This window comes from uncultured Hymenobacter sp. (assembly GCF_964242765.1).
Taxonomy (GTDB): domain Bacteria; phylum Bacteroidota; class Bacteroidia; order Cytophagales; family Hymenobacteraceae; genus Hymenobacter.
In genome coordinates, this window is record NZ_CAXTBM010000016.1 from 13,641 (window position 1) to 38,518 (window position 24,878).

Below are 24,878 nucleotides of genomic sequence, written 5' to 3' on the forward strand. Positions count from 1 at the left end.
AACAAAAGTAGCGCATACAGATGAATTCGCAAGTTTAACGAGCACTTTTTTATCCTGACTGTGTTCTTGCTCATTAAACAAACGCGCAAACTTTACCGCTACCGGGTGCAGGCTTCACTTTGGCTTTCGCTTACGGGTTGGGGTGGTGTTCCGTACCTTTGCGCTTCGTAACTCCTTCTTTGTCATGTCCGATACGCCGCAGGCGATTTCTTTCGCCGATTTCAAGCTCAACAAGCAATTACTCACGGCCGTGGCCGAAGCTGGTTTCACCGAGCCTACCCCCGTGCAGGTGCAAACTATTCCGTTGCTGCTGGCTGGCCACGACGTGCTAGGTATCGCGCAAACGGGTACGGGCAAAACGGCTGCTTTCGGGTTGCCACTCCTGATGAAGGTAAAGTATGCCCAAGGCCTTAATCCTAGGGGTCTCATTCTAGCTCCCACCCGTGAGCTAGCCATGCAAATTGAAACGCACCTCAAGCGCCTCGCAACGTACACCGACCTTCGCATTTTTGCCATTTATGGCGGCTTGGGTCCCAAAACGCAGATTGAGACCATTGCTAAAGGAATAGATATTCTGATTGCTACGCCAGGCCGCCTGCTTGAGCTGTACTTGCGCGGCGACTTGGTATTGAAGGAGCTGAAAACGCTGGTCCTTGATGAGGCCGACAAAATGATGGACATGGGCTTTATGCCTCAGATTCGGAAGATTCTGGAAGTCATTCCGAGTAAGCGGCAGAATGCATTGTTCTCGGCCACGATGGCGGAAAAAGTAACCGTACTAAGTGAAGAGTTCTTGGAATTTCCGATGCGCGTTGAGGTAACGCCTTCGGCCACGTCAGCTCAGAATGTGGTCCAGAGCTTGTACCAGGTACCAAACCTGGTTACTAAAATTAATCTACTTGGGTATTTGCTCCGCGACCAAGCTACTTTCAACCGGGTCATGATTTTTACGCGCAGCAAGGTGCACGCCGAAAATGTAGCCCATTTCTTGGGTCGCAGGATAGCAGGCGAGGTACGCGCCATTCATGGCAACAAAGGCCAGAACGCGCGCATCAACGCCATGGAAGCGTTTAAGGCGGGGGAAGTCCGTTTTTTGGTGGCTACTGATGTAGCAGCTCGTGGCATCGACGTACCGGAAGTGAGCCACGTCATCAACTTTGATGTGCCCCTGATTTATGACGATTATGTGCACCGTATCGGGCGCACGGGACGAGCACAGCATACAGGTGCGGCCATCACCTTCGCCAACGAAGCCGAAATGCACCACATAGCCCACATCGAAGAGCTTATCAAGCAGCCCATTCCGCTTGTGCCTTTCCCAGCCGAGGTGGAAGTGGCCGAAACGCCTTTCGATGAGCAACAAAGTATGAACCGCGAGCAGGACGAACGTCGCCGACGTGAAGACCCCAACTTCCAAGGTGCTTTCCACGAGCGGAAAGAGTACGTGAAGCCTGGCGTCACCATCGACAAGCGGACCGGTCGAACCTACGTGGAAGGTCCTAACCGTAGTCAGAAAGGAAATAAGGCCCGTCCTTCAAAAGGCACCGCCTCCAAGCCGGCCGTAAAAGCGGTGAAAGCCGCCATTGCCCGCTCGAAAGGCAAGCGTAAGTTAGTCACCGAGCAACCGAACCTCTTAAATTGAATTGCGTGAAAACGAAAGCGGCGTGCTCTAAAGCACGCCGCTTTCGTTTTCACGCAATTGGTTTCGAGTTATCGAGTGTACTTGATCTATGTAATCCGGGAAATTAATACTACAGGTTAATGCTGAAATATAGCTAGGTGGCTGAAGCGAATGGCTAGCATTGTGAAGGCAGCCCCCCATAGCACAGCGCTCCACAACATATGAAACAGGATGCGCCAACGGGGTACGTGCAATTGGGTGGCAATGACGGTACCCCCAATGGGACTGAATAGAATGGGAGTCAGAAAGGCAATACCAGCCATGCCGAAACGACGAAAGATGCCCACAATGCGGCGGCTCTTGCGGCTGAAGAGCGGCTTACCTTTTTCTTCGCGTTTGCGGCGTAGGTGCAAGGCCCACATCTTTCCTACTCCCGACACAAGCACCACCGTAGTCATCATACCCGCCACCGACAGCCCCCAAATGAGGGGAAACGATAGCCCGGCAGCAATGCCCGCCACTGGGGCGGCCACAAATTTGACCATCCCCAGCAAGAAAACGGAAGCGTATTTGAAGAGATGAGGTAACACGAGGTGAACAGCAGATGATGAAGAAAAAGGTCGCCGTAGCCGAACTCGAAATTACAAAGAACCAAAGCATGCTATTGGTTCAGACTGAAAAAGTAACAGCGAGGAGATATAACGTGAAACGTACAAGTTCTGATACCTGCTACTCCCAACAACACAGCCTTTTACACCTGTCGTTACAGCTTGCTGCCGTACGATAAATCGCCGGCGTCGCCGAGGCCAGGCACGATGTAGGCTTGGGCGTTAAGCTTTTCGTCGATGGCGGCCACCCAAAGCGTGGCTTCGGGGATTTCGCGGGTGACGTAGGCGACGCCTTCTGGACTGGCAATGACGGCGGCAATATGCACCTGTCGGGGCGTACCGAAACGCAGCATAGCCCGGTAGGTTTGCACCAACGACTTACCGGAAGCCAGCATGGGGTCGGCCAAAATCAGCACCCGCTCATCAAGCCGCGGTGCCGACAAATAATCGACCTGCACCTGCACTTGGGCAGTACCCTCGATACGGTAAGCGGCCACAAAAGCGCTTGGCGACTGATCGAAATAGTTGAGGAAGCCCTGGTGAAACGGCAGGCCAGCACGGAGCACGGTAGCCAGCACCGGAAAATCGTGGAGTTGCTTGCTGCTGCACTGACCGAGCGGCGTTTTCACCGTTTGGTCGGTGTAGCTGAGCTGGGAACTGATGCGGTAGGCCATTATCTCGCCGAGGCGCTGCAAGTTGCGGCGGAAACGCAGTGAATCACGTTGCACTTCCACGTCGCGCAGCTCGGCTAGAAAATGATTGGCGATAGAGGGCTCGGCGCACACAACATGCACCCGGGGAGCGGGCTCAGCGGCGGGCAGGTCGGGAGTGGTGGGGATTAGCGGATCCATTGCAGATACCAGGGGCGTTGGGTGAAAGAAAGGGCCGCGTAGGGTACGGGCGTAGCCCCGAAGTTGGCGAAAAAACGGGCAATTGATTTTATCATGCCGCCCTCGAAATCGAGTACGAGGCTAGGAGTGCCCGCGTGGCGTTGAATCACATAATCGAGCAGCAACAACGGAGCCGCAACTTTCTTACCGGCCGGCGAGGCAGCCGCAAACAAATAGATAAGCCGCGTGCGAAACCTCACAAACAAGGCCGCCGCCAGCAATTCGCCGGTTTCGGGGGCCCGCACTTCCAGCGGCAGTGCCTGGTTGTGGTGCTGTAGTGCTGCAAACAAGGCCCGGAGTTGTTGGTAGTGTCGATTTTTCAGGCCAGCTACTTCCCCCGTGTACTGCTTGAACAATACGAGCATTTCGTCTACGGAAGAAGCTGGCGAAACGGTAAGTGGAAGGGGTAGCTCGTTGTTTTGGCGCAGGCGGCGGCGGTAATCGGCAGTATAACCAGCGTGTAGCGCAGCATATTCCGGGTGAAGCGGCAAGTGGTAGGTGGTGCGAGTTTGGCCGGTCAGGGGCAACAACGCCGACGGTAGCGGAGTCTGGTCGTTGAGTTGGGTGTAGAAGTGGGCGTAGCGCTTTGGTAGCTGGCGCAGGTGCAGCAGTACATCGGAAAACTGACTTTCGGGCAGCGTCAATAAGCCGAGCTGCTGCGTGAAAGCCGGCTGATACACCTCCCGCCCACGGAGGCGCCACTTAGTGGGCAGCGGCAGCACCGACAAGTACCGGCCAGTACCCGCCTCAACCTCTACCGAGGCCTCCCAACGACCGGTCGTCGCTTGCAGCCACCACGAGCAAGCATAAGGCACCACTTCACGGGCCTCCGCCACACAGGCGTCCCAGGCAGCAAGGTCGAGTTCAGAATAGCGAAGCAAACGAGGTGGCACGCGGCAAAGGTAGCCAGTGGCGCCCTCTCAGGACACCACAAGAACCGCAGCCGAAAGCGCACTATATATACGGAACAGCTACCGAGCCGCGTTGCTGCGTCCTAGTCTTGCGGCAAGTGCGTAGGTTTGTTGAATTGCTCGCTAATCGTTAGGAGGCAGTCTTGATTTTATGAAAAAATATCTTCTCGTTTTAACGTTTCACGCCTTACTCATCGGTCAAGTAACGGGGCAAAGTATGTCGGTGCAGTTTGATGGACCAGTACCGCCACCGCAAGTTCCAACGGCCGACATTCCAACGGCGCCCAATACTGTCTCGCTCGATGCGGATGTGTACCGGCTTATCGACCGGTATGCCATCAAATACGGTGGCGACTCGACGGGCAACAACCTGCATACGTCGGTGCGCCCTTATACCCGCTCGGCCGTGGTGCGCTTGGCCGAGCGGATGCTGGCGGATAGCGCTAATTTGTCGGTGCAGGACCGCTTCAACGCCGAATATCTGCTGCGCGACAACTGGAATCACTCCAACCGGGCTGATGCTGCCAATCAAAGCCGCCGGCCCGTGCTGAAACACTTTTATCAGCGCCAGTCCGACCTTTATAGCCTGTCTATTCCTGATTTCACGCTGCGCGTGAATCCGGTACTTGGGCTTTCGGCGGGCAAGGATTCGGAAACGGATGGGTTGCGTTACGTGAATACCCGGGGCGTGCAGGTGGAAGGTACAATTGACGAGCGGCTCGGCTTCTACACCTTCCTGGCCGACAACCAACAAGGTGTACCATTTTACGTGCAACAGCGCATCCGCCGCGATAGTATAGTGCCGCACGAGGGCTACTGGAAGTCTTTTAGAGTGGAGGGAGGCAGCCAATACGACTTCTTCACGGCGCGCGGTTATATCACGTATGCGGCCACCAAGCATGTCAGCGTCCAGCTAGGCCACGACCGTAACTTTATTGGCAACGGCTACCGCTCCCTTATCCTCTCCGACTACAGCGCGCCGTATTTCTTTCTCAAACTGAACACGCGCATCTGGAAGCTCAATTACCAGAATCTGTTTACGGAAATGATTGCCGGCCGCAGCTACGACGAAAACGGCAGCCCGATAGACACCCTCTATCGGAAGAAATACATGGCGCTACACCATCTCAGTTTCGATGTGACGCCTACATTCAACGTGGGTGTGTTTGAGAGCACCATCTTAGGGGGGCGCAATTTCAGACGTGACAGTTCAGGGCGAAATATCCCAGGCAGCCAACGACGCGGCTTTGAGTTGCAATACCTGAATCCACTTATTTTCTATCGGGCAGTTGAGCAGCAGGTAGGATCGGCTGACAATACGGTGCTGGGTCTGGATTTCAAGTGGAATATCAAGAACACGGTGCAGCTTTATGGGCAGTTCATGCTGGACGAGTTCAAGCTGAGCGAAATACGGGCGGGCAACGGTTGGTGGGCCAACAAGCAAGCTTTGCAGCTGGGCGCTAAGTATGTGGATGTAGCGGGTATTCGCACGCTTGATGTGCAAGGGGAGTTCAATTACATCCGCCCGTTCACGTATCAGCACGAAGACAGCTACACCAACTACCAGCACTACCAGCAGCCCCTCGCCCACCCCATGGGTGCCAACCTGTACGAGTTGCTTGGCATACTAAGCTACCAGCCAATTCCGCGCTTGCAGCTGGTGAGCAAGGTATTCTACACTGTGCAAGGCCTGGACCGCACCTACGACGATGGTTCTGTAATCAACTACGGTGGCAACGTGCTACTTCCCTACGATCCGCGGGTGCAGGAATACGGCAACACCATCAGCCAAGGCAACCGAACTCGCCTCCTACACACCGACCTTACAGCCACCTATCAGCCGCGGCACAATCTGTGGCTGGACGCTAAGCTGATTGTGCGTCGCCAATCCTTTATTGATGCTGCCACCCAAAATACGGTGTTTCCGTCGGTGGCTTTGCGCTGGAACATCGCGCAGCGGCTACACGAATTTTAATCGTTGATTGTCGCTAATCTGCCGCTCGCTTGCCAAGAGCATACTCGCTGCTCGACGACTTAGTCTGTAAGGTCTTGTTTGTGCAACAAGGTCTTGCAAGCAAGTACCAGATCAGCAGGTATAAGTATTTCTTCTAGTTACTCCGCCAAGCATATATGCGTCACGAGCCTGCTAATTTGTTGCTTTACCGGCCAGTTAATCAGCAGGAATTGGACTTGATAGCCGCTTCCGGCTGGCTGGAATTTCCACCGCGCCTACCAGAGCAGCCCATTTTCTACCCAGTGCTAAACGAGGAGTACGCCGCTCAGATAGCGCGCGACTGGAACGTGCCGTATTATGGCGTGGGCTATGTGCTGCGTTTTGCCGTGGATGCCGACTACGCTGCCTTGTTTCCGGTGCAGAACGTAGGCAACCGGGAGCACGAAGAATTGTGGGTGCCAGCCGAAGAACTCGCCGAGTTCAATAACCACATTACAGGGCAAATTGAAGTGGTGGCCGTCTTCAAAGCCGAATAGCCTGCTTACCAGCCTGGTGTTGCTCAGTTACCAAGCTTTGCAGATGCGTTACCTTTGCTGCTTCCGATGAAGACCTACCTGCGCATTCTGCATTACGCCCGGCCGCTGACCAATTTTCTGCCGCAATACTTACTGTACACGCTGCTGAACATTTTTTTTGGACTGGCCAATTTCACGCTCATCATCCCGTTGCTGAGCGTCCTATTCGATAAGACCGACAAGATTCCGTTGCAGGCGCCCGACCACCTGCCCGCTTTTCGCCCTAGCTTCGATTGGGTGAAGGATAGCTTTAACTACTTCTTCGCCGATGTGCTGGCCACCCAGGGCAAAATGGGCGCGCTGGCTTTCGTGTGTGGAGTGGTGGTGGTGTCGGTGCTGCTAAGCAATGTGTTTCGGTACCTGAGCATGCGGCTGTTGGCCAAAGTGCGGGCACGGGTCATCCAGAACTTGCGGCATCATCTGTATCAACGCATTATTGGCTTGCCCCTGAGCTTTTTTGGGAGCGAGCGGAAAGGGGACTTGATGTCGCACTTCACGTCGGATGTGCAGGAAGTGGAAACGTCGGTGGTGAACACCATGACGGCCGTTATCCGGGAGCCGCTGAACATTATAGCGTATTTCGCCCTGCTGTTTTACATCTCGGTGCCGCTCACGCTCTTCACATTGGTGCTGCTGCCAATATCGGGCGGACTAATAGCCGGTATTTCCAAGCGCCTGCGCCGCCAAGCGCAGCAAAGCCAGAGCACACTCGGCTCCATGCTCTCCGTAATTGACGAAACGCTGGGAGGCATCCGGGTTATCAAAGCTTTCAATGCGCAGGATTACATCAAAGACAAGTTCGCGCAGCAAAACGACTTGTACGCCCGCACGTCTCGTGCCATTGATAATACCCGCGACTTAGCCTCGCCGTTTTCCGAGTTTGCGGGCGTCACGGTGGTGGCGGGGCTGCTTTATTTCGGGGGCCTGTTGATCTTGGGTGGCCAATCGAGTTTGACGGGCGAAACGTTTATTGGCTATGTGATTCTGTTTTCGCAGGTGCTTACGCCCGCCAAAGCCCTATCGTCGTCGTTCGGTAATATTCAGCGCGGACTGGTGGCTGGTGAGCGGGTATTGCGCATTATCGATACCGAGCCAACCATCCGCGACAAGCCGAATGCGCAGGTACTGCCGCCTTTCAAGCACCAAATAGAGTTGCGCAACCTGCAATTTGCGTACGGCGATGCGCCCGTGCTGCAAGACATCAACCTGGTTATTGAAAAAGGCAAAACAGTAGCACTAGTGGGGCCATCGGGTTCGGGCAAAAGCACGCTAGCCGACCTGCTGCCGCGTTTCTACGACGCTACCAGCGGCCAGATTCTTATTGATGGCTACGACGTGCGCGACTGCACCATTCATTCGGTGCGCGAGCAAATGGGCATCGTGACCCAGGAAAGCATCCTGTTCAACGACACTATTTACAACAACATCCGCTTCAACACCGAGGCCACCGAAGCGGAAATAGTGGAGGCCGCCCGCATTGCCAACGCCCACGACTTCATCATAGCCACTCCCGAAGGCTACCACACCATCATCGGCGACCGGGGCGGGCGGCTTTCGGGCGGACAGCGGCAGCGCCTTAGTATTGCGCGGGCTATTCTACGCAACCCTCCCATTCTTATTCTCGACGAAGCTACTTCGGCTCTCGACACTGAAAGCGAAAAGCTGGTGCAGGAAGCCCTGACTCGTTTGATGCAGCACCGTACGTCGCTGGTAATTGCCCACCGCCTCAGCACCGTGCAGCACGCCGACGAGATTATTGTGCTACACCAAGGTCGGATTGCGGAACGCGGCACCCACGACGAGTTACTTCGCCAACCTGGTGGCCTCTACCAGCGCCTAAGCCAACTCCAAGCAACCAATGCGGCACTGGTGTAAGTAGCAACGCTCTGTCAACCAAACAGTACTCGCAAGCTTAAAAGGCAACCATCTAAAGTCGGAAGAGTAACCGCGCGCCGCCGAGGCCGCAAGCACTACAACATTGATTGCAGTTGGTTTTGCGCTACCAATTTTTATGACTAGCTGTAGCGCGCTAAGCTTATTCTCCAGGACCTATGGCAGTTCCCACCAGTACCATGCGCCATGTAGCCACCCTCATTGTGCTGCTACTAGTTTTGCAAGCTGGCAAGTGGCTGTGGCGCACATACAGTCATTCGCGAAATGCTCCTCAACAACAAGCTGCTATTAGTTTGCAACAGAAAATAGCGGCCAGTCACGCCTACGACAATGCCTTGCAAAGGGCAGATGCCTTGCTCGACCAACAAGACACTACGGCCACCCGGCGCCTGCTCGATTCGCTCGGACAGCAACCGACCAAAGATTTATTTCAGATTGAGTTGCAAAAGCTGAAAGCAGTTCGTCAGCGGCTAGATTCTTTACAAAGCCTAACGGCCGTCCAACGGCCTTAATCACCATCCATTAAAAGTGAAGAGCGCCACCCAAGCAAGGAATTCCAATCTGCGAAAGCCTATATTTAACCCGACCGCCGCGTTTTTGCGTACGACGGGCCAGTTGATTTTTCACTTTAGCATCGCCTTCCTATGCTCGCTTTAAAACGTCTGGTTAATGTTCTCGTCATGGTGTACTTGCTGCTGGTACTGCTGCTATTGCTGAGTCCTGGTTCGCGCGACGGCTTGATGGCTGTGACAGCAGGCAACGATGCCTCCACGTTTTATTATGCCCTGTTCCTGATCGGAGCAGCGCTACTAACCTTGCAGCTTATCACTGAAAACTTGGATAGCGTGCTGTTACGGCGGGACGTTGCCTCGCGCGAAGGCAAAATCAATGAGCTGAAAGCCCGCCTGTACGACCAGCAGCTCGAGCAGCGTAGCACGAGCGCCGGCGTAGGCGCCGCCCGGCCTGGTACTACTGTGCATCCTGAAGGCTATACGCCGCCCGCGCCGTCCGTCCGGCCTCTCACCTCCGACCGTGACAGTGGTCCACTGGCGTAGCTCCTGTATCTTCGCGTCGTGACCGATGCTACTTCTCTAACTGACCTTATTCGGGCTGAGCTTATCGAAGCCCAAACCGTGCTTGACCGTTTCGTGACCGATGCGGCCAATCTTACAGCCATCGAGCAAGCTGCTCGTCTCATGGCCCACAGTCTGCAACAGGGAGGCAAGCTCCTAAGCTGCGGCAACGGGGGCAGCCTTTGCGACGCCCAGCACTTTGCCGAGGAACTAAGCGGCCGCTACCGCCACGACCGGCCGGCCCTCGGCGCTATTGCGCTTACCGAAGCGTCGCATATGAGTTGTGTCGCCAACGACTATGGCTACGATTATGTGTTCAGCCGCTACGTGGAAGCCATCGGCCGCCCCGGCGACGTGCTACTAGCCATCAGTACCAGCGGCAACTCCCCAAACATATTGCGCGCCGCCGAAGCAGCCAGAGCCACTGGCATGCAAGTAGTGGGCCTAACAGGTAAAGACGGCGGGCAACTAGCCGCTTTGTGCGATATAGAAATTCGGGCGCCACACACTGGCTACGCCGACCGAATACAAGAGATTCATATCAAAGCTATTCACATCCTTATTATGCTCATCGAGCAGTTGGCTGCCAAGTAACCAAGTATTCTAGCAGATCTATTTGGCGGCGGTCTATGCCACCGTAGTCGGTAACAACGCAGGCTTCCCAACCGTCCTGCCCTCTAAGCAGTGGCCATAGGACAACCAGTTAAATTCGAGTTTAGCTCTCCTTTGTTGAACGATTGACACTGCTGTAGCTCGTCCGGTATTTCCTTTATCTTCGTTGATTTCAATTCTATTTTCTTATCGATTATATGCTTACCAAGACCTTCGGCTCGGCCGTACAGGGCGTTAATGCTTATACTATTACCATTGAAGTAGTTGTTTCGCAGGGCACTAATTTCTATGTAGTTGGCCTGCCCGACAATGCTATCAAGGAGAGCCAGCAGCGGATTGAAGCAGCCTTGAAGTTTCGGGGCTACCGGATGCCACGCACCAAGGTGGTCGTGAATATGGCCCCCGCCGACATCCGTAAGGAAGGCTCCAGTTATGACCTGCCAATTGCGCTGGGCATTCTGCACGGCTCACAGCAACTCAGCACTGAACGCCTTCCCGAATACATCATCATGGGCGAGTTGGCCCTAGATGGTGCCCTGCGGCCAATTCGGGGCGTATTGCCAATTGCTATTCAAGCCCGCAAGGAAGGTTTCAAAGGCTTTATTCTACCCAAAGAAAATGCCCGGGAAGCCGCTATTGTCAACAACCTCGACATCATTCCGGTTGAAACCATGCAAGAGGCCATCGACTTCTTCGAAGGCCGCCTCGCCATCGAGCCGCTGGTGCTGGATACGCGCGATATTTTCCAGCAGGAAGCCAACCTATATGCTGCCGACTTCGCCGATGTGCAAGGGCAAGAAAACATCAAACGGGCCCTGGAAATAGCTGCGGCTGGCGGCCATAACGTAATAATGATCGGTCCACCAGGCGCAGGCAAAACTATGTTGGCCAAGCGCCTACCAACCATTCTGCCCGCCCTGAATATGTTGGAAGCGTTGGAAACCACCAAGATTCACTCAGTGGCGGGCAAGCTCGGTGCCAATGCCTCTCTGCTAGGCACGCGACCTTTTCGGGCTCCGCACCATACTATATCGGATGTGGCACTGGTGGGCGGCGGCAGCAATCCGCAGCCTGGTGAAATCTCGCTGGCGCATAATGGCGTGCTGTTCCTGGATGAATTGCCAGAATTCAAGCGCACCGTGCTGGAGGTGATGCGGCAGCCGCTGGAGGAGCGCCGCGTATCTATTTCGCGGGCCAAGGTCAGCATCGACTTTCCTGCCAACTTCATGCTTATTGCCAGCATGAACCCTTGCCCCTGCGGTTATTACAACCACCCCGAGAAGGAATGCGTGTGCGGCCCCGGCGTGGTGCAGCGCTACCTCAACAAGGTAAGTGGCCCCCTACTCGACCGGATTGACTTACATGTGGAGGTAACGCCCGTCACCTTCGACCAAATGACCGAAACGCGCAAGTCGGAGACGAGTCACGATATTCAATTGCGCGTGGAAAAGGCTCGGGCGGTGCAAACAGCACGGTTCGCCAAATTTCCGGATATTTTTTCCAACGCTATGATGCCTCCGCAAATGGTGAAAGATATCTGTGAAATCAATGCAGCTGGCCGCACACTGCTTAAAACGGCAATGGAGCGCCTGGGTCTGTCGGCCCGTGCTTACGACCGTATTCTGAAAGTGGCGCGCACCATTGCCGACTTAGCGGGCACCGAAGAAATTCATATCGAACATTTAGCCGAGGCTATTCAGTACCGCAGCCTCGACCGGGAAGGTTGGGCTGGCTGATGTCATCTCGAAGCCAACAACAAAACAACAAAAAACCCTCCTTGCAGCTTGCAAGAAAGGTTTTGGTGATCCCGCTGGGATTCGAACCCAGGACCCATACATTAAAAGTGTATTGCTCTACCAGCTGAGCTACAGAATCGGTTTCCGCATACCAAAAAGCCATTTTCTGGATGGGATGGCAAAAGTACGCAACCGCTTTGTCATCTCCAAACCTTGACAGCTTATTAGACAAGACAAACTGCCGTCCAATGACTGATCCTGCTCTATATCAGTTATCTACCGTTGCATTTTTTACTTTGCAAGGCACAACTTGCGCTGCTGTGCTCTAATACTAAATAAGTAAGAGCTTTGTGCTTCGGATTTTTTGTGGCATGTCATGTACAAAGCCTTTCTCAACCCCTTGTTCTTTCAGCTTGACGCCGAACGGGCCCACCATTTGGTTTTCGACAACCTTAAACGGGCGCACCGCTTGCCTGGCACAGCCGCGTTGCTGCGCCAACTCTACGATTTTCAAAACCCAACGTTAAAGCGGGAGGTGTTCGGATTGCGGTTTAAAATCCTGTAGGATTGGCTGCCGGCTTCGACAAAAAGCAGACTTAACGGACGAGTTGGCGGCCCTGGGCTTTGGCTTTGTAGAGATAGGTACCGTGACGCCGCGGCCCCAACCCGGTAACCCACAGCCGCGCCTGTTCCGGTTGCCGCAAGACGAAGCCTTGGTAAACCGAATGGGCTTCAACAACGTAAGGCGGCTGCCGCGGCTGCCCGCTTGCGCGTGCGACGCAACTCACAGCTCATCATTGGGGGCAACATCGGCAAGAACAAGGACACGCCTAACGAGCTAGCGGCCCAAGACTATGTGGCCTGCGTGGAAGCACTGCATGAGGTAGTGGACTATTTTGTAGTCAACGTGTCGTCGCCGAATACGCCGAACTTGCGGCAACTCCAAGAGCGAAAGCCTCTTATCCAACTGCTACAAGTGATACAAGAGCGCAATGCCTCACTCCCGACGCCCCGGCCGCTGCTACTCAAAATTGCTCCAGACCTGACAGATACCCAACTCGACGACATCTTGCTGATTGCGCGTGAAACCCAGCTTAGTGGCCTAGTGGCCACCAATACCACCATCAGCCGTACCGGGCTGCGCACCGACGCCAATCAAGTGGCAGAGTTGGGGGCAGGCGGCCTGAGTGGCCAGCCGCTACGCCGTCGGGCGACGGAGGTGATTCGCTACCTGCATCAGCACTCTGATGGCGCGCAGCCTATTATCGGGGTAGGCGGCATTCATTCGGCCGATGATGCGCGCGAAAAGCTGGCAGCTGGCGCGGCATTGGTGCAGCTTTATAGCGGGTTTATTTATGAAGGGCCGGGCTTGGTGAAGCGTATCAACCAAAGCTTGATTGGCTAAGTACGCTTTAGCACTAGTTGCTTTCGCGGTTGAGCTTCATGCCGGCTTTAAACTCGATTACATCGGCGGCGCCACGGTGCACTTTCAAATCAACGGCGCCGAAGATTCGGTTGGTAAAGTGGTATTTCAGGCCTAGCCGCTCGTAGTAGAAAGTATTGGACTTGTAAGGATTGTAGAAGTAGAAGCCCAAGTGCGTAACGAACGCCAGCCGGCCAAACAGCAACTCATGTCCTAGCACAACGCTGGCTTTCTTCACGTCGGGCAAATTATCGGAGGTGCGGGCGGTATCGCGAAGTTGCGGGATGAGGCTACGGTCATAGAAGCCTTCCACCCCAACTAGCACATTGCTTTTACGGCTTATGCGCCGTCCTGCCAGCACCGATACAGATTGCACCAAATACTTGTGCATATCCACCGGACTGCGCTGCTTGAAACCGATACTGGTGCTTAGGTTGAAAAAGTCGCGGCCAATATCCGCAGGCCTATCCCCAGTCGCCGTTGCGGCTGGCATAAATGGCCGCTGCTGATGGTAGTTCACACCTAAGTATACCGTGGGCAGATTGATACCGAAGTTAGGCTTGGTGGTAGCTCCATTAGAATAGTGGTTGAGCCCCAAACCTACCAGCAAACCTACATGCTCCGCCACAGACACATCGTACTCGAACCGCATCTGCATGGTGGCATTCAAGCGGGAGCTGACAATGGAGTTCTTGTGGTTGGTTTCGAGGTCGAAGGGATTGGCAAAGTAGGCCAATCCCGTGCCCAGCCTGAAATTCAACTCTTGCCGAGGCGTTCGGAACAGGCTTTTACTGAGGTAAACGGTGGCCGCATACGAACGGTCCAGCACCGGATTGTGGTAATTATAGTATACCAGTGCCGCCCCAATGCGCGGATAACGGTACCACGCATGCCAGGGTTCGGAGCCATTGGTTTGGCGTTGTAGGTTTAGCTCTAATCCGGTGGGATGCGATACGGCTAGATGTTCAACTGTTGGGGTGTGAGCAATAATGAAACTCCCTTGCCCATAAGCACCTATTATAAGGGGTCCGGGAGGCAGCTTTGCTTCAGGTGCCTGCGCCCGGACAGGAGTTTCAAGCAGAAAGGCTATACCAATAACTATATATCTGAAAACCCCGAAACCACGCATCATAAGAATATAGTAGAGCACAAAAATACGGATTGCTCTAACAGTCTGCTTTGTAGCTCGACATAAGATTATTTTTTCAATTATATGTAACATAACAAGGAGGTTTTGCGGTATGCATGCTTGAAAGCGGCCCACCGGGGCCTTCTGGCTCAGGTTCGTGCTGCTGAATTGTGTTAGCCACCTCCACCCTTAATTTTTTATGAAAAAATTTCTTGCACTCACCGTGGCAGCGGTTGTTTCTGCCTCTTTTGCTCATGCCCAAGATGCGGGCGGTTTCCGCCTCGGCGTTAAAGTCGGTGGGACCTATTCCAATGTTTCTGGTGACGACGTAAGTCAGCTTACTGGTGCCGGTTACAGCACTGACCTTGGTGACTATAAAATAGGCTATAATGCTGGCTTAAGCTTCTCTGTGCCACTTAGCAGCGATGGTTTCTTTTCTTTTGCCCCTGAATTGCTCTACAACCGTAAAGGTTACGAGATTGCAAGTGAATCTAATGATGGAGCAACTTTAGCAGCGTATCCCGGCGCAATCAAAGTTGAGCAAGAGCAAAAGCGCGTACTGCATTATATCGACGTACCATTGCTAGCCAAAATCAACGCTGGAGGATTGTTCTTCGAACTAGGACCACAGGTAAGCTATTTATTCGGCTCAAAGAACAAGACTCAGACCACCACTAAGTATGCTGATAACACCAAAAATAAAACCAACGAAGAGACAGACTTTTTAGATTACACCGGAATTTCTCAAAAGGATGCCAATAAGTCGGATCTGGCTCAGTTCGATATTAGCGGCGTGGCTGGCGTTGGTTATATGACTGAAGGCGGCATTAGCCTGGGTTTACGCTATGCACGCGGTTTCAACTCGCTTATAGACACCAAAAACACGAGCAATGATATCAAGGTATTCAACAACGCCTTCACTTTGCAGTTAGGCTACCTGATTCCAACCAAGTAAATTCATGACTACGGCTGGCTGCTAATTGCCTGGCACGTAAGTGGGTTAATTTCTTTAAAAGCCTCATCTGTAGAGCAGATGGGGCTTTTTTGTGTCTGCGCATAAGCTCAACAATCGGGTTGGCACACTTTTAGATTTCGGCGAGTCCTGTGCTTCTCTGTTCTCACTTATTTCTCTTCGCACTCATGAAAAAGACTTTCTTCGTACTGGCTGCTTTATTAACTCTAGCCTCTGTTTCGGCCGTGCGGGCGCAAGGCGTACGGTTGGGTTTGCGGGCGGGCGCTAACTACTCTAACCTAGCCGGCAATATTCAGCATGAAACCACTTACAACAACAAAGTTGGTTTCCTAGGCGGCGTGATATTGAATGCCGACGTTACCGGCGACGGCTTTTTCTCTATCCAACCCGAGATACTTTACTCGCAGAAAAGCTTCGAAAATAAGCCCACCGAGTACACCAGCACCCTGTTGGGCGTAGGCTACACGGAAAAACGGGAAGGCAAAGTCAACTACAACTACTTGGATGTGCCCGTGCTTTTCAAGATCAACGCGGGCGGCTTCGTGGCAGAAGCGGGGCCGCAATATTCGTATCTGCTCAGTGCCAACGACGAAACCAAAGTCACCCGGACCCGTCAGCCCAACGGTACGCCTACCGTCTCGGAAGCCCAGAACAAGAAAGACGTAAGCGGCTTCAACCGCAGCGAACTAGGTTATGTGGCCGGCATTGGCTACCAAGCCGACAACGGCGTGAGTTTGAACTTACGATACACGGGTGCCCTGAGCGACTTGGTGAAAAGCAGCAATGAAACCTACTTTAACGGTGACTTGAAAAACGCTCGTCATTCGGCTCTGCAACTCTCCCTCGGCTACCTGATTCCGAACTAGTAGTACTAATTGCTAGTCACCAAGAAGCTTCTTTTCACGATTGAAAAGAGGCTTCTTGGTGACTATAAGGAAGGCGTCACAGGTTTTCGTTATAGCTTCGTGCGTTTGTTGCATCGATTTTTCCTTAGCACTCCATATGAAGAAACTATTTTTCTCCCTCTTATTGCTGGTTAACTCAGTTGGTGCGGTACAGGCTCAAAGTGATGTATCTCTAGGTCTGAAAGCGGGCGGCACACTCTCGTCTTTTGCCGGTAAGCAGGCCACGGACGATAAAAGTCTTTTCGGCTTTCATGGAGGTGGTTTTGCCAATATCGGGTTTACTGATCTTTTTGCCTTTCAGCCGGAGATAATCTATTCTCAGAAAGGTGCGAAGTCGTCTTCTTCTGATCTGACGACTCGCTTAAGCTACCTGGATGTGCCGTTAGCTTTCCACGTTAATGCCGATGGTTTGTTTTTCGAAGCAGGTCCGCAAGTCGGATTTCTGCTAGCCGCCAAAAACAAAACGGGCAATGTCAGCGTGGATACCAAGAGCGGGTATAACACCGTCGATTTTGGCTACTTATTCGGGCTGGGTTACCAGCGCAAAAGCGGCTTGGGCATCGGGTTGCGCTACAATGGCGGGTTCACCAATATCCCCAAAGCGGTAACGACTGGCAACGTGACGGTGCAAAACAACATCCGCAACAGCACCTTTCAACTCTATTTGACCTATTCGTTCAACGGACGCTAACAGCCATATCTCATATAACAAAGGCCCAGCTTCTGGTATGGAGGCTGGGCCTTTGTGCTAGAGAAGCAGTGTCTATTTCTTCATGGCTGCGGCGTAGTTGCGGTAGAAATGCGGAATGGTTTCGATGCCTTTCAAGAAGTTGAACACGCCGTAATGCTCGTTGGGCGAGTGGATGGCATCGGAATCTAGGCCGAAGCCGAGCAGCACGGTATCGAGGCCGAGTTCGGTTTTGAACATGGCCACGATGGGAATAGAACCGCCACCGCGCGTTGGAATGGGGCGCTTGCCGAAGGTGGTTTCCATGGCGTCGGCGGCCGCTTTGTAGGCTACAGAGTCGGTTGGCGTCACGACAGGCTCGCCGCCGTGGTGGGGCATCACTTTCACCGTTACCCCACTCGGGGCGATACTTTCGAAATGTTGCTGAAATAGCGCCGTGATTTCGTCGGAAGTTTGGTGGGGCACCAAGCGCATGGAAATCTTGGCGTAGGCCTTGGAAGCAATAACGGTTTTGGCGCCCTCCCCGGTGTAGCCGCCCCAGATGCCGTTCACGTCGAGTGTGGGCCGGATGCTGGTGCGCTCCATGGTGCTGTAGCCCTTTTCGCCGTAGATGTCCTTCAGGCCAATGCTCTGCTTGAACTCCTCGTCGGAGTGCGGAGCTTTGGCCATTTCGGCGCGCTCTTCGGCGCTAAGTTCAACTACGTTGTCGTAGAAACCGGGAATGGTGATGCGGTTGGTTGAGTCGTGCAGGCTGGCAATCATCTGGCAGAGCACGTTGATGGGGTTGGGCACCGCGCCACCGTAGAGGCCGGAGTGCAGGTCGCGGTTGGGGCCGGTTACTTCCACCTCGTGGTAGCTCAGGCCGCGCAAGCCCACCTCAATGCTCGGTGTATCGTTGGCGAGCATGCCGGTATCGGAAATCAGGATGACGTCGGCGGCCAGCTTTTCTTTGTTGGCCTTCACGAAGATGCCGAGGTTGTTAGAGCCAATTTCTTCTTCGCCCTCGAACATTACCTTCACGTTGCAGGGCACACCGCCGTCCTCCTGCATCATCACCTCGAATGCCTTGACGTGCATGTACACCTGGCCTTTATCGTCGCAGGCGCCGCGGGCGTAAATGTTGCCATCCTTAATAACGGGCTCAAAGGGCGGCGAATGCCACAGTTCGTAGGGGTCGGCGGGCTGCACGTCGTAGTGGCCGTACACGAGCACTGTGGGCAAACTAGAGTCAATGATTTTGTCGGCGTACACGATGGGGTTGCCGGCGGTTTCGCACAACTCCACGTTTTCCAGGCCTACTTCCTGGAGGCGGGTTTGCAGGTATTCCGCGGCTTTTCGCACGTCGGGCTGAAATTTAGGATCGGCAGAAACGGAAGGAATACGAAGCCAGTCCACTAGCTCAGTCAGAAAACGCTCTTGGTTGCTTGCGAGGTAGGAAGCCATGCGGCAATGGGGTTAGGTGGGAATCCGGGGGTAAAAGTAATAGGGATGCAGCAGAAGCGTTGACTACTGAATAGCGCCAGACATGCTAATTGGAAAAGTAACTCAATTACTTTTTGCCCCACGGCAAGGGCACACGACTCTCAGTGCCGGCACGCAGCCGCCCGATGTTGGCGCGGTGCGTATAGACGAGCAGCGCCGCCAAGATGAAGCCGAACCACAGCAGCAGCGGGTTCTGGGGGCGAAAAGCAGGTAGTAACTGCAACAAGGCAAAGGCCACACCCGCCGTCATAGAAGACAAGGACACGTACTGCGAAGCGGCCAGCACCACCAGAAACACCAAGATGCAAACCCCAACCGTGGCGGGTGCAATGGCCAGCATCATGCCGAGCACTGTGGCAACGCCCTTGCCGCCCCGGAAGCCTGCGAAAACCGGATAAATATGCCCCAGAATGGCAAGTATGCCGCAGGCCAACTGGAAGTATAGCAACTGGTCGGGCTGGATGGCGCCCTGTCGCAGCATGACCGTGGCCAGGGAAGTAGCCGCCCAGCCTTTCAGTACATCAATGGCCATTACGAAAGACCCTGGCTTCTTGCCCAGCACCCGGAACGTGTTGGTAGCTCCCGCGTTGCCAGAACCGTGTTCCCGAATATCGAGGCCGAAGAAACGCTGCCCAACCCACAAGGCAGTTGGGATGGAGCCAAGCAGATACGCACCGAGCAAGAGGCCGAGGATGAGGGGAATGTTCATTAGCAATTGGTAGGGTTGGTAGTTCTACGGGGCCAGTTAGGTGCTGTGCGGGTAACGCCGATAAAATACGGCGGAGTTGCACGAAACTCGCGAAAAACTAGCATACAAAAAGCCCTGATCATGGATCAGGGCTTTTTGTAGTGACATACCGGAGCGACGCTACTTAGCGTGAGCCACCGAAGGGGTCATTGGGGTCAACGCCACCTTTCTTCTTTTTCTCTTTTTTCTTTTTGCCGGCATCCTGGTCCACTGGCACGTCAGCAGGTGGCGTATCGGCTGGCTCAACAGCATCAACTTTTTTGTCTTTTTTCTTTTTTCCAGTATCCTCCGTTGGAGCCGCATTATCGGCGGTAGCTGGCTCAGCAACGGGCTCTTCTTTTTTCTTCTTTTTGCTGGTATCTACCGCCGGAGCCGCATTGGCGTCTACACCGCCAAAAGGATCAGTGCCATCAGCAGCTACCTCTTTCTTGCTTTTCTTTTTCTTGGTATCGACCGGTGCTTCTTCAACCGGCATACCATCGGCGTCGAAGGCAGGCTCGTTGCCTTTCTTCTTTTTCTTCTTGCCAGCATCTATGTCTTCCTCGAAACCGCCACCAGCCGGGGCCGAAGAAACAATTGCTTTTTTCTTCTTCGGATCTTCTTTCAGGTAGTCTTTCCGGAAGTGCGTCAGGAACTGCTGTACTTCCTGATCGTCGCCGAGATAGAAGCCGTATTGCGTGGCCGTGTTGTAGTCGCCCTTGGCTTTGTAGCCGATAATTTCGTCGAAGGAACCGTGTTGAGCCTTCGCCAGCAAGGCCGACCCCGAGTACTTGAGGTAGTACCAGGTTTGCGGCTCCGCCTCCAGATAAAGCTCGACCAAGTCGGCACCCGCTTCCTTGCGAATCTCGATGTGGCCGTCGATGAGGGCATTGATGTCTCTCTTGCCTACGCTCACCAACCCAATCTTGCCCACCGAATACCAGGCATTCAACTTGTCGTTCCAGCGCAAATCCACCTTGTTAAGCACAACCGTGTGCAGGAATTTAGGCGAGATTTTCTGCAAGGGCTCGTACTTGCCGCGGCGTTCCGCGTAGCTCTGCACCGACTTGCTACCTATGAACTCGCCGAGTTTGTAGAGCTCTTCCTGCGAACCGTTAAGAGCTTCTGGTGCGCCTTTGGTATTGGTAGCCATATCCGTCCCCATGGCTTCCACGGCTTTCTCGGGCAAGTTGATATCGAAAGCCATAAAGGCGTCGAGCGCATATTTACTGCTGTCAGGCTTGGCGGTCCCGACGCCCGACGCCGTAATGCCGTAGTCTTTGTTGGAGTTGATGAAGTTGAACTTGCCCCGGAAATTCATCGTGGCCGTGGAATCGTTGAAAGTCAGCACCGAGCCCTCGTAGATATTAGGATCGGACAGGTCGTGGTTGGCAATTGTGAACAGACCTTTTTTCTGATCGAAGGTGAGGTAGCCGCTGGTAGTGAACAAGTTCATATCGGTGGCCGTGGGCTTACCCGCCACGAACAGCGGGTACACCTTGCTGGTCTCATCCGACATGAATAGACCGGTCAGCATGGGCAGACCATCTTCGGTTTTGGGTTCCAATAGTTTGATGCGCACTCCCTTAGGGTCGATGCTGTCTTGCACAGCAAACCACTCCGCCGAACTCGGCTTTTTACTGAACTCCAACCGGGCTTGGCCATCGAAAGTGAAACCCCGCTTCTTGGAGTTCATGTTGATACCACCACGATAGGCAATACGCGGAGCCAAATGAAACTTCTCAGTGGCCTGGATATTGGCGACTGCTAAGGTAGCTGGCGGTAGTGGCGCATCGGTCGAACGCTTTTTAAGCAGGCTCTTACCCCCTTTAGCTGCCTTCCCGGCTACCAGCCCGGTGCCAGTCGAGTCAATCTGGAAGTTGGCAAACTTGATGGCGAACGAGTCGGCGGCGGCATTCTTGTAGCTATGAAGCGCGTTGCCGGTAAAGGCGTTGCGCGACAGCACCTGCACCTCACCCTTGTAGAGTTGATGGAACTTGGCTAGCGTATCCATCACAATGTTCGCATTCTTGAAACCGCGCATCTGCGCATTGGCCAGAATGTATACTTTGCTGGAATCAGGCTCGATCCAAGCGTCGGCGGAAGCAATGTGGGGTACCCCGCCGGCCACCAAGCGGTAGCGCGCCAAGTCGTATTCCCCGGTGGCTGCGCGGAACTTCAAGCCGTTCTGCTCGGGCTTCGTCGAATAGAAATACGAGCGGGTGGAATCGGCGCCGGGTGCCACTTTCAGCTGTACGTTCTTTTTCTTGAAGTCCCACTTACCACCTGAAAGCGTGGTTTTGTAGTCGGAGTACGGCAAGTCGATGCTGGACTTGTTGTCGCCTTCCTCGCGGGAGAAGACAGCATTAGCCCCCTTCACATCGAATGCAAACGCTACGTTGTTAGCCGTCAGAGCCGGCTTGTTCACCTCCGCTGACTTGATGCTGAGCGTCGATTTATTGCCCGAATAGCTGGTGGGTTTGAACACAATCTTGGGCGAGCGAACAAACGACTGCGGTCCGTCCATGCGGCCGTCGCCATAGAGGCCACCGGGCGTGAGCGTGGCTGTGCCCTTGAAACCATACTGGTCGCCGTACATCTTCATGGGCTGACCGTTAGGCTGGCTGGTCAGATACATCGAGTCCGACTTCACCGCCCATTTCATTTGGTAGCCAAGGGGCAGATTCACTTTCGCAAACTCCACGCCATTGAGTGGCCCCGGCTGTATCACGCCCGACTTACCCACCGTCACGACCGAATCTCGGTAGAAAACGAACTGGTCGCTTTGCAGCGTACTGGTCAAATATTTTATGTCGCCAATACCTTGGATACCCTGGTTACTCATCTTCACTTTATTGAAGAGCCGGGCCTTGCCGCCATACACAGGCACGCCTTCCTTGGGCAAATCATAGTTGAAGCCCAACGAACCATCTTCCTGCAACGTCAGCTTGGTTTTCAGTTCCGGCAGAATACCACCTGACACGAACGTACCCTTGAAGCCTACTGCCGAGCGGTTTTTGTTGTTGAGCGAATCAAGCTTGAAAGGCGGAATGTCGAAGTACACCGTGGTGTCATACGCCCCCCCAAGTACCTCCGGCTTGTCGAAGTAAACGTACGCCCCGGTGCTGGCATCAAACGAGGGGTACGCCCCTAGCTTCTTACGGCCCGACTTATTGTTGGGATGGTTGATGTACAATTTACCGGACGACTCTTTTTTCTTGTTGGTTAAGGTGAAGTCGGTTTCCTTACGCGCCTTCATCACCGAGCCTTTCGAGTTTTTGCCCTTCACAATGATCGAGTCAATCTTGGCCAGATCAATGAAGAAGCCATCATAGTCGAACTTGAATTCTTTGCCTTTGAATACGAAAGCCGAGGCTACTACCGTACCGTTGAAAAGAATACTCCGGTTTTTCTGAATGCGAATGACGCTGGAATCGGGCTTCACAAACACCGTAATTGAATCGTCGGAGAAGTTGAAGCGTTCCACGCCCCGCACCAGCAAATCGTTGGTAGCGAGGTTGAGCGTGGCGTTTTTGCCGGCCGGCGACAAGCTCTTAATGGCAATGTGGTCGTAGTCTTTCTTGCCTCTCGATGAATTGACGTAGTGCAGTGCTTTTGGGCGCAGCGTTATTTGCTGCGTCTGCGGATTCCAATCGACGTAGCCGTCGCGGGCGAGGCCTGCCACCGCCGACCGGACGTTAGCCGGCTGGAGCTTGCGGAAGGTGGCCACTTCTTGCACCGTAAAGCGCCGCACATTGTTGTTTTCCAGGCTGTAGCCCACTATCATCTGCAAGGGGTGCAGCTTGTTGATGGCTTTGATTTGCTGGTAGCGGGTGTTGGTGTAAAACTCCTTGCTCTCGAAACTAGCCGTAACCTGATTTTTGGCGGTAAGAATGGAGAAGTCGATGATGGGCGTACTAATGGGCCACGTCAGCAACTCCGACGTAATTTCCATCTGGTGGTAAGAGTCGAAGAACGGCGTGGACTTGTAGAGGCCGTTTTCCCGAGCCAATTGCAGCACTTGGCGCTTCTTCGAAAACTTGAGTTTCACCCCGGGGTGCGTAAGTGAATCCACCTTGTCTTCGAAGATGGTTACCGAAGCACGCTCGGCTGTAATGAGCGAGTCGCCGAGCACATAGGCCCGGCTAGAGGCCCGGAACTTGGGCTTGCCGTCCAAGTCCACGAAGATGCGCGACAAGGAGCCGTCGAGTGAAGCCGACAGCGCCCGATTTCCGGCCAGCGAGAAGCCCCCGTAGTATCGAATATTGTCACCGATATTTTTGACGCGGGCATCGTTGGTGAGCGAAATAAAGCGCGGGTAGCCCGTGTCGGTGGTACCCGGTTTTTTCTTTACGCTCTTATAGGACAAGGCGCCTTTTATGGGCGTCTCCAGTACGGCCGGGTACGTTAAGCTAACGGGCTCGGCCGTGAATTCGGAATGGGTAATATCGAAATTGTAGCTGGTTAGGTCGGCAGTGGCGGGGTTACCATTCACTTGCCAAGCATATTGCCCGCCATACCCCACAAACTGATTGGTGAGGGGTACTACGGCACCGCTCGTTTTACGAATTGCAACAGAATCACCATTGGCGGCAATAGTCAGATCAGCATCCTTGAGCACTAAAACCGGCCCCCGGGTTGGGGGTGCTAGATAGTTATCGTAGTAAGGAGCGGGCGTGAAGACGGGCTCGGGCTCGGGAGCCGGCTTCGCGGCGGTGCCGGCTTTGGAAGCGGTTTTGGCAGGTGCTTTCTTGGCGGGCGTGCTCCAGCCGTCGTTAGCGTCGCCCCAGCCACTGCTGCCACCGTTGCTCCAGAGGTCGGCGGTGTCCCAGCCGTCGCTGCTTCTTTTCTTGGAGGCAGCTTTTGGTTTGGCTGCTGGCTTGGCGCCGGGTTTGGCGGGTGCTGGCTCCGGCGTGGGGGCAGGTGCAGCTACCGGCGCAAGCGTGGGGGCCATGCTCGGCATATCCTGCTCGTTGTAAGCAAATGAGAACGAGCCCCCGCTCACGCGCAGCTTGCTGTAGCGGGAGCTGTACAGAGTCTTGTTTTGCAGAAATTGCGTGGTCGCCGCAATGAACTTGGCGGCTTCCGGCCCCGGAATGTTGACTACCGTTTTGGTTAGCACATCCAACAGTCCGTCCATCTGCTGGTCCGACATGTTCTGCACTGTAGCTCCGGCAATCAAGCCCATAAACATCTGCTCGAAGTGCGGGCGCGGTCTGAAGCCCAAAGCCAGCATCTGCTGCGACAAAACCACAATTTTGCCTTGCTGCGTGGCCGTTAGCTTGTTGCTGGCCCAGAGCTGCTGCAACCGCACTCCCGAGCCGATGGCCCCGGCGGTTTTGGTAGTGGCCATCATCAACTGCACGTCTTGTATAAACTGAGTTGGATCAGAAGATAACTTGCCGGAAAACTTAGGCACCGCCGGAGCGGCCGTCGCAGCCGGAGTGGCTGGCTGCGTTTTGGATGGTTGCGGCTTAGTTTGCTGGGCCAGGACCGGGGCACTTACCCCTAACAGCACCAAGCAAAGCCATCTGAGAATAGCTTGCTTCATAGAAAATTCCGTCTGGACCTGATTAGTCGTCTACAATTTCGGTAATAGTCGTCATACTATTGGAGTCAGGTTGCAAGCAGGATGCATTTTTGTGGTTTTGCACTATTCCTACCGCCTACCGTCCTAC

General features: G+C 54.1%; 18 protein-coding genes, 1 tRNA gene and 1 pseudogene. 12 read left to right on the forward strand and 8 right to left on the reverse strand.

The features are described from left to right. Positions 1-184: 184 nt before the first annotated feature. Entirely contained in the window at positions 185-1,642 is a 1,458-nt protein-coding gene (locus tag ACFE7X_RS08875; RefSeq protein WP_375435319.1) for a DEAD/DEAH box helicase, read from the forward strand. A gap of 116 nt (positions 1,643-1,758) precedes the next feature. On the opposite strand, the gene ACFE7X_RS08880 is transcribed toward ACFE7X_RS08875, so the two are convergent. The 3 genes from ACFE7X_RS08880 to ACFE7X_RS08890 form a co-directional block, all read right to left on the reverse strand. Further along, the gene (locus tag ACFE7X_RS08880) at positions 1,759-2,211 is read right to left on the reverse strand and encodes a hypothetical protein (protein ID WP_375435320.1); all 453 of its coding nucleotides are present in this window, start codon (positions 2,209-2,211) and stop codon (positions 1,759-1,761) included. A gap of 173 nt (positions 2,212-2,384) precedes the next feature. After that, positions 2,385-3,080 (reverse strand): uracil phosphoribosyltransferase, encoded by a 696-nt coding sequence (gene upp / locus ACFE7X_RS08885; protein ID WP_375435321.1) that lies wholly within the window; start codon positions 3,078-3,080, stop codon positions 2,385-2,387. Next, the gene (locus ACFE7X_RS08890) at positions 3,068-4,012 is read right to left on the reverse strand and encodes a GNAT family N-acetyltransferase (RefSeq protein WP_375435322.1); all 945 of its coding nucleotides are present in this window, start codon (positions 4,010-4,012) and stop codon (positions 3,068-3,070) included. Before ACFE7X_RS08890 ends, upp begins: the two co-directional genes overlap by 13 nt. A gap of 169 nt (positions 4,013-4,181) precedes the next feature. Between ACFE7X_RS08890 and ACFE7X_RS08895 the strand changes: the two genes are divergently transcribed. The 7 genes from ACFE7X_RS08895 (at position 4,182) to ACFE7X_RS08925 (ending at position 11,873) form a co-directional block, all read left to right on the forward strand. After that, positions 4,182-6,005, forward strand: a complete 1,824-nt coding sequence (locus tag ACFE7X_RS08895; protein ID WP_375435323.1) for a capsule assembly Wzi family protein — start codon at positions 4,182-4,184, stop codon at positions 6,003-6,005. A 155-nt stretch (positions 6,006-6,160) separates the two neighbouring features. Then, on the forward strand, positions 6,161-6,520 hold the full coding sequence (locus ACFE7X_RS08900; protein WP_375435324.1) for a hypothetical protein: 360 nt from the start codon (positions 6,161-6,163) through the stop codon (positions 6,518-6,520). Between the two features lie 66 nt (positions 6,521-6,586). Then, complete coding sequence (locus ACFE7X_RS08905) at positions 6,587-8,434, forward strand: ABC transporter ATP-binding protein (protein WP_375435325.1); 1,848 nt, start codon at positions 6,587-6,589, stop codon at positions 8,432-8,434. Between the two features lie 176 nt (positions 8,435-8,610). Then, a complete protein-coding gene (locus tag ACFE7X_RS08910; RefSeq protein ID WP_375435326.1) occupies positions 8,611-8,964 on the forward strand; it encodes a hypothetical protein in 354 nt (117 codons plus the stop codon). A 132-nt stretch (positions 8,965-9,096) separates the two neighbouring features. After that, positions 9,097-9,507 (forward strand): hypothetical protein, encoded by a 411-nt coding sequence (locus ACFE7X_RS08915; protein WP_375435327.1) that lies wholly within the window; start codon positions 9,097-9,099, stop codon positions 9,505-9,507. 18 nt (positions 9,508-9,525) lie between these two features. Beyond that, the gene (gene lpcA / locus ACFE7X_RS08920; RefSeq protein WP_375435328.1) at positions 9,526-10,119 is read left to right on the forward strand and encodes a D-sedoheptulose 7-phosphate isomerase; all 594 of its coding nucleotides are present in this window, start codon (positions 9,526-9,528) and stop codon (positions 10,117-10,119) included. A 215-nt stretch (positions 10,120-10,334) separates the two neighbouring features. Further along, positions 10,335-11,873 carry a YifB family Mg chelatase-like AAA ATPase gene (locus tag ACFE7X_RS08925; RefSeq protein WP_375435329.1) on the forward strand — a complete coding sequence of 513 codons (1,539 nt, stop codon included), beginning with the start codon at positions 10,335-10,337 and terminating at the stop codon, positions 11,871-11,873. 63 nt (positions 11,874-11,936) lie between these two features. Here the strand turns inward: ACFE7X_RS08925 and ACFE7X_RS08930 are convergent. Then, positions 11,937-12,012: transfer RNA gene (locus ACFE7X_RS08930), tRNA-Lys, on the reverse strand. Positions 12,013-12,249: 237 nt separating this feature from the next. On the opposite strand from ACFE7X_RS08930, the pseudogene ACFE7X_RS08935 reads away from it, so the two are divergent. Further along, positions 12,250-13,278: pseudogene (locus ACFE7X_RS08935) on the forward strand (quinone-dependent dihydroorotate dehydrogenase). Between the two features lie 13 nt (positions 13,279-13,291). Here ACFE7X_RS08935 and ACFE7X_RS08940 read toward each other — a convergent pair. After that, on the reverse strand, positions 13,292-14,428 hold the full coding sequence (locus tag ACFE7X_RS08940; RefSeq protein WP_375435330.1) for an acyloxyacyl hydrolase: 1,137 nt from the start codon (positions 14,426-14,428) through the stop codon (positions 13,292-13,294). 196 nt (positions 14,429-14,624) lie between these two features. Here ACFE7X_RS08940 and ACFE7X_RS08945 point away from each other — a divergent pair, with 196 nt between their 5' ends. From ACFE7X_RS08945 to ACFE7X_RS08955, 3 genes are all read left to right on the forward strand, one after another. Next, positions 14,625-15,380 (forward strand): porin family protein, encoded by a 756-nt coding sequence (locus ACFE7X_RS08945; RefSeq protein WP_375435331.1) that lies wholly within the window; start codon positions 14,625-14,627, stop codon positions 15,378-15,380. A gap of 185 nt (positions 15,381-15,565) precedes the next feature. Next, positions 15,566-16,264: a porin family protein gene (locus ACFE7X_RS08950; RefSeq protein WP_375435332.1), complete on the forward strand. Its 699-nt coding sequence runs from the start codon at positions 15,566-15,568 to the stop codon at positions 16,262-16,264. Between the two features lie 136 nt (positions 16,265-16,400). Continuing rightward, positions 16,401-16,994: a porin family protein gene (locus ACFE7X_RS08955; RefSeq protein WP_375435333.1), complete on the forward strand. Its 594-nt coding sequence runs from the start codon at positions 16,401-16,403 to the stop codon at positions 16,992-16,994. Between the two features lie 72 nt (positions 16,995-17,066). On the opposite strand, the gene ACFE7X_RS08960 is transcribed toward ACFE7X_RS08955, so the two are convergent. The 3 genes from ACFE7X_RS08960 to ACFE7X_RS08970 form a co-directional block, all read right to left on the reverse strand. Then, the gene (locus ACFE7X_RS08960; protein WP_375435334.1) at positions 17,067-18,434 is read right to left on the reverse strand and encodes a dipeptidase; all 1,368 of its coding nucleotides are present in this window, start codon (positions 18,432-18,434) and stop codon (positions 17,067-17,069) included. A gap of 106 nt (positions 18,435-18,540) precedes the next feature. Then, positions 18,541-19,182 carry a glycerol-3-phosphate 1-O-acyltransferase PlsY gene (gene plsY, locus ACFE7X_RS08965; protein WP_375435335.1) on the reverse strand — a complete coding sequence of 214 codons (642 nt, stop codon included), beginning with the start codon at positions 19,180-19,182 and terminating at the stop codon, positions 18,541-18,543. A 163-nt stretch (positions 19,183-19,345) separates the two neighbouring features. Then, entirely contained in the window at positions 19,346-24,751 is a 5,406-nt protein-coding gene (locus ACFE7X_RS08970; protein WP_375435336.1) for a hypothetical protein, read from the reverse strand. Positions 24,752-24,878: the final 127 nt, after the last annotated feature.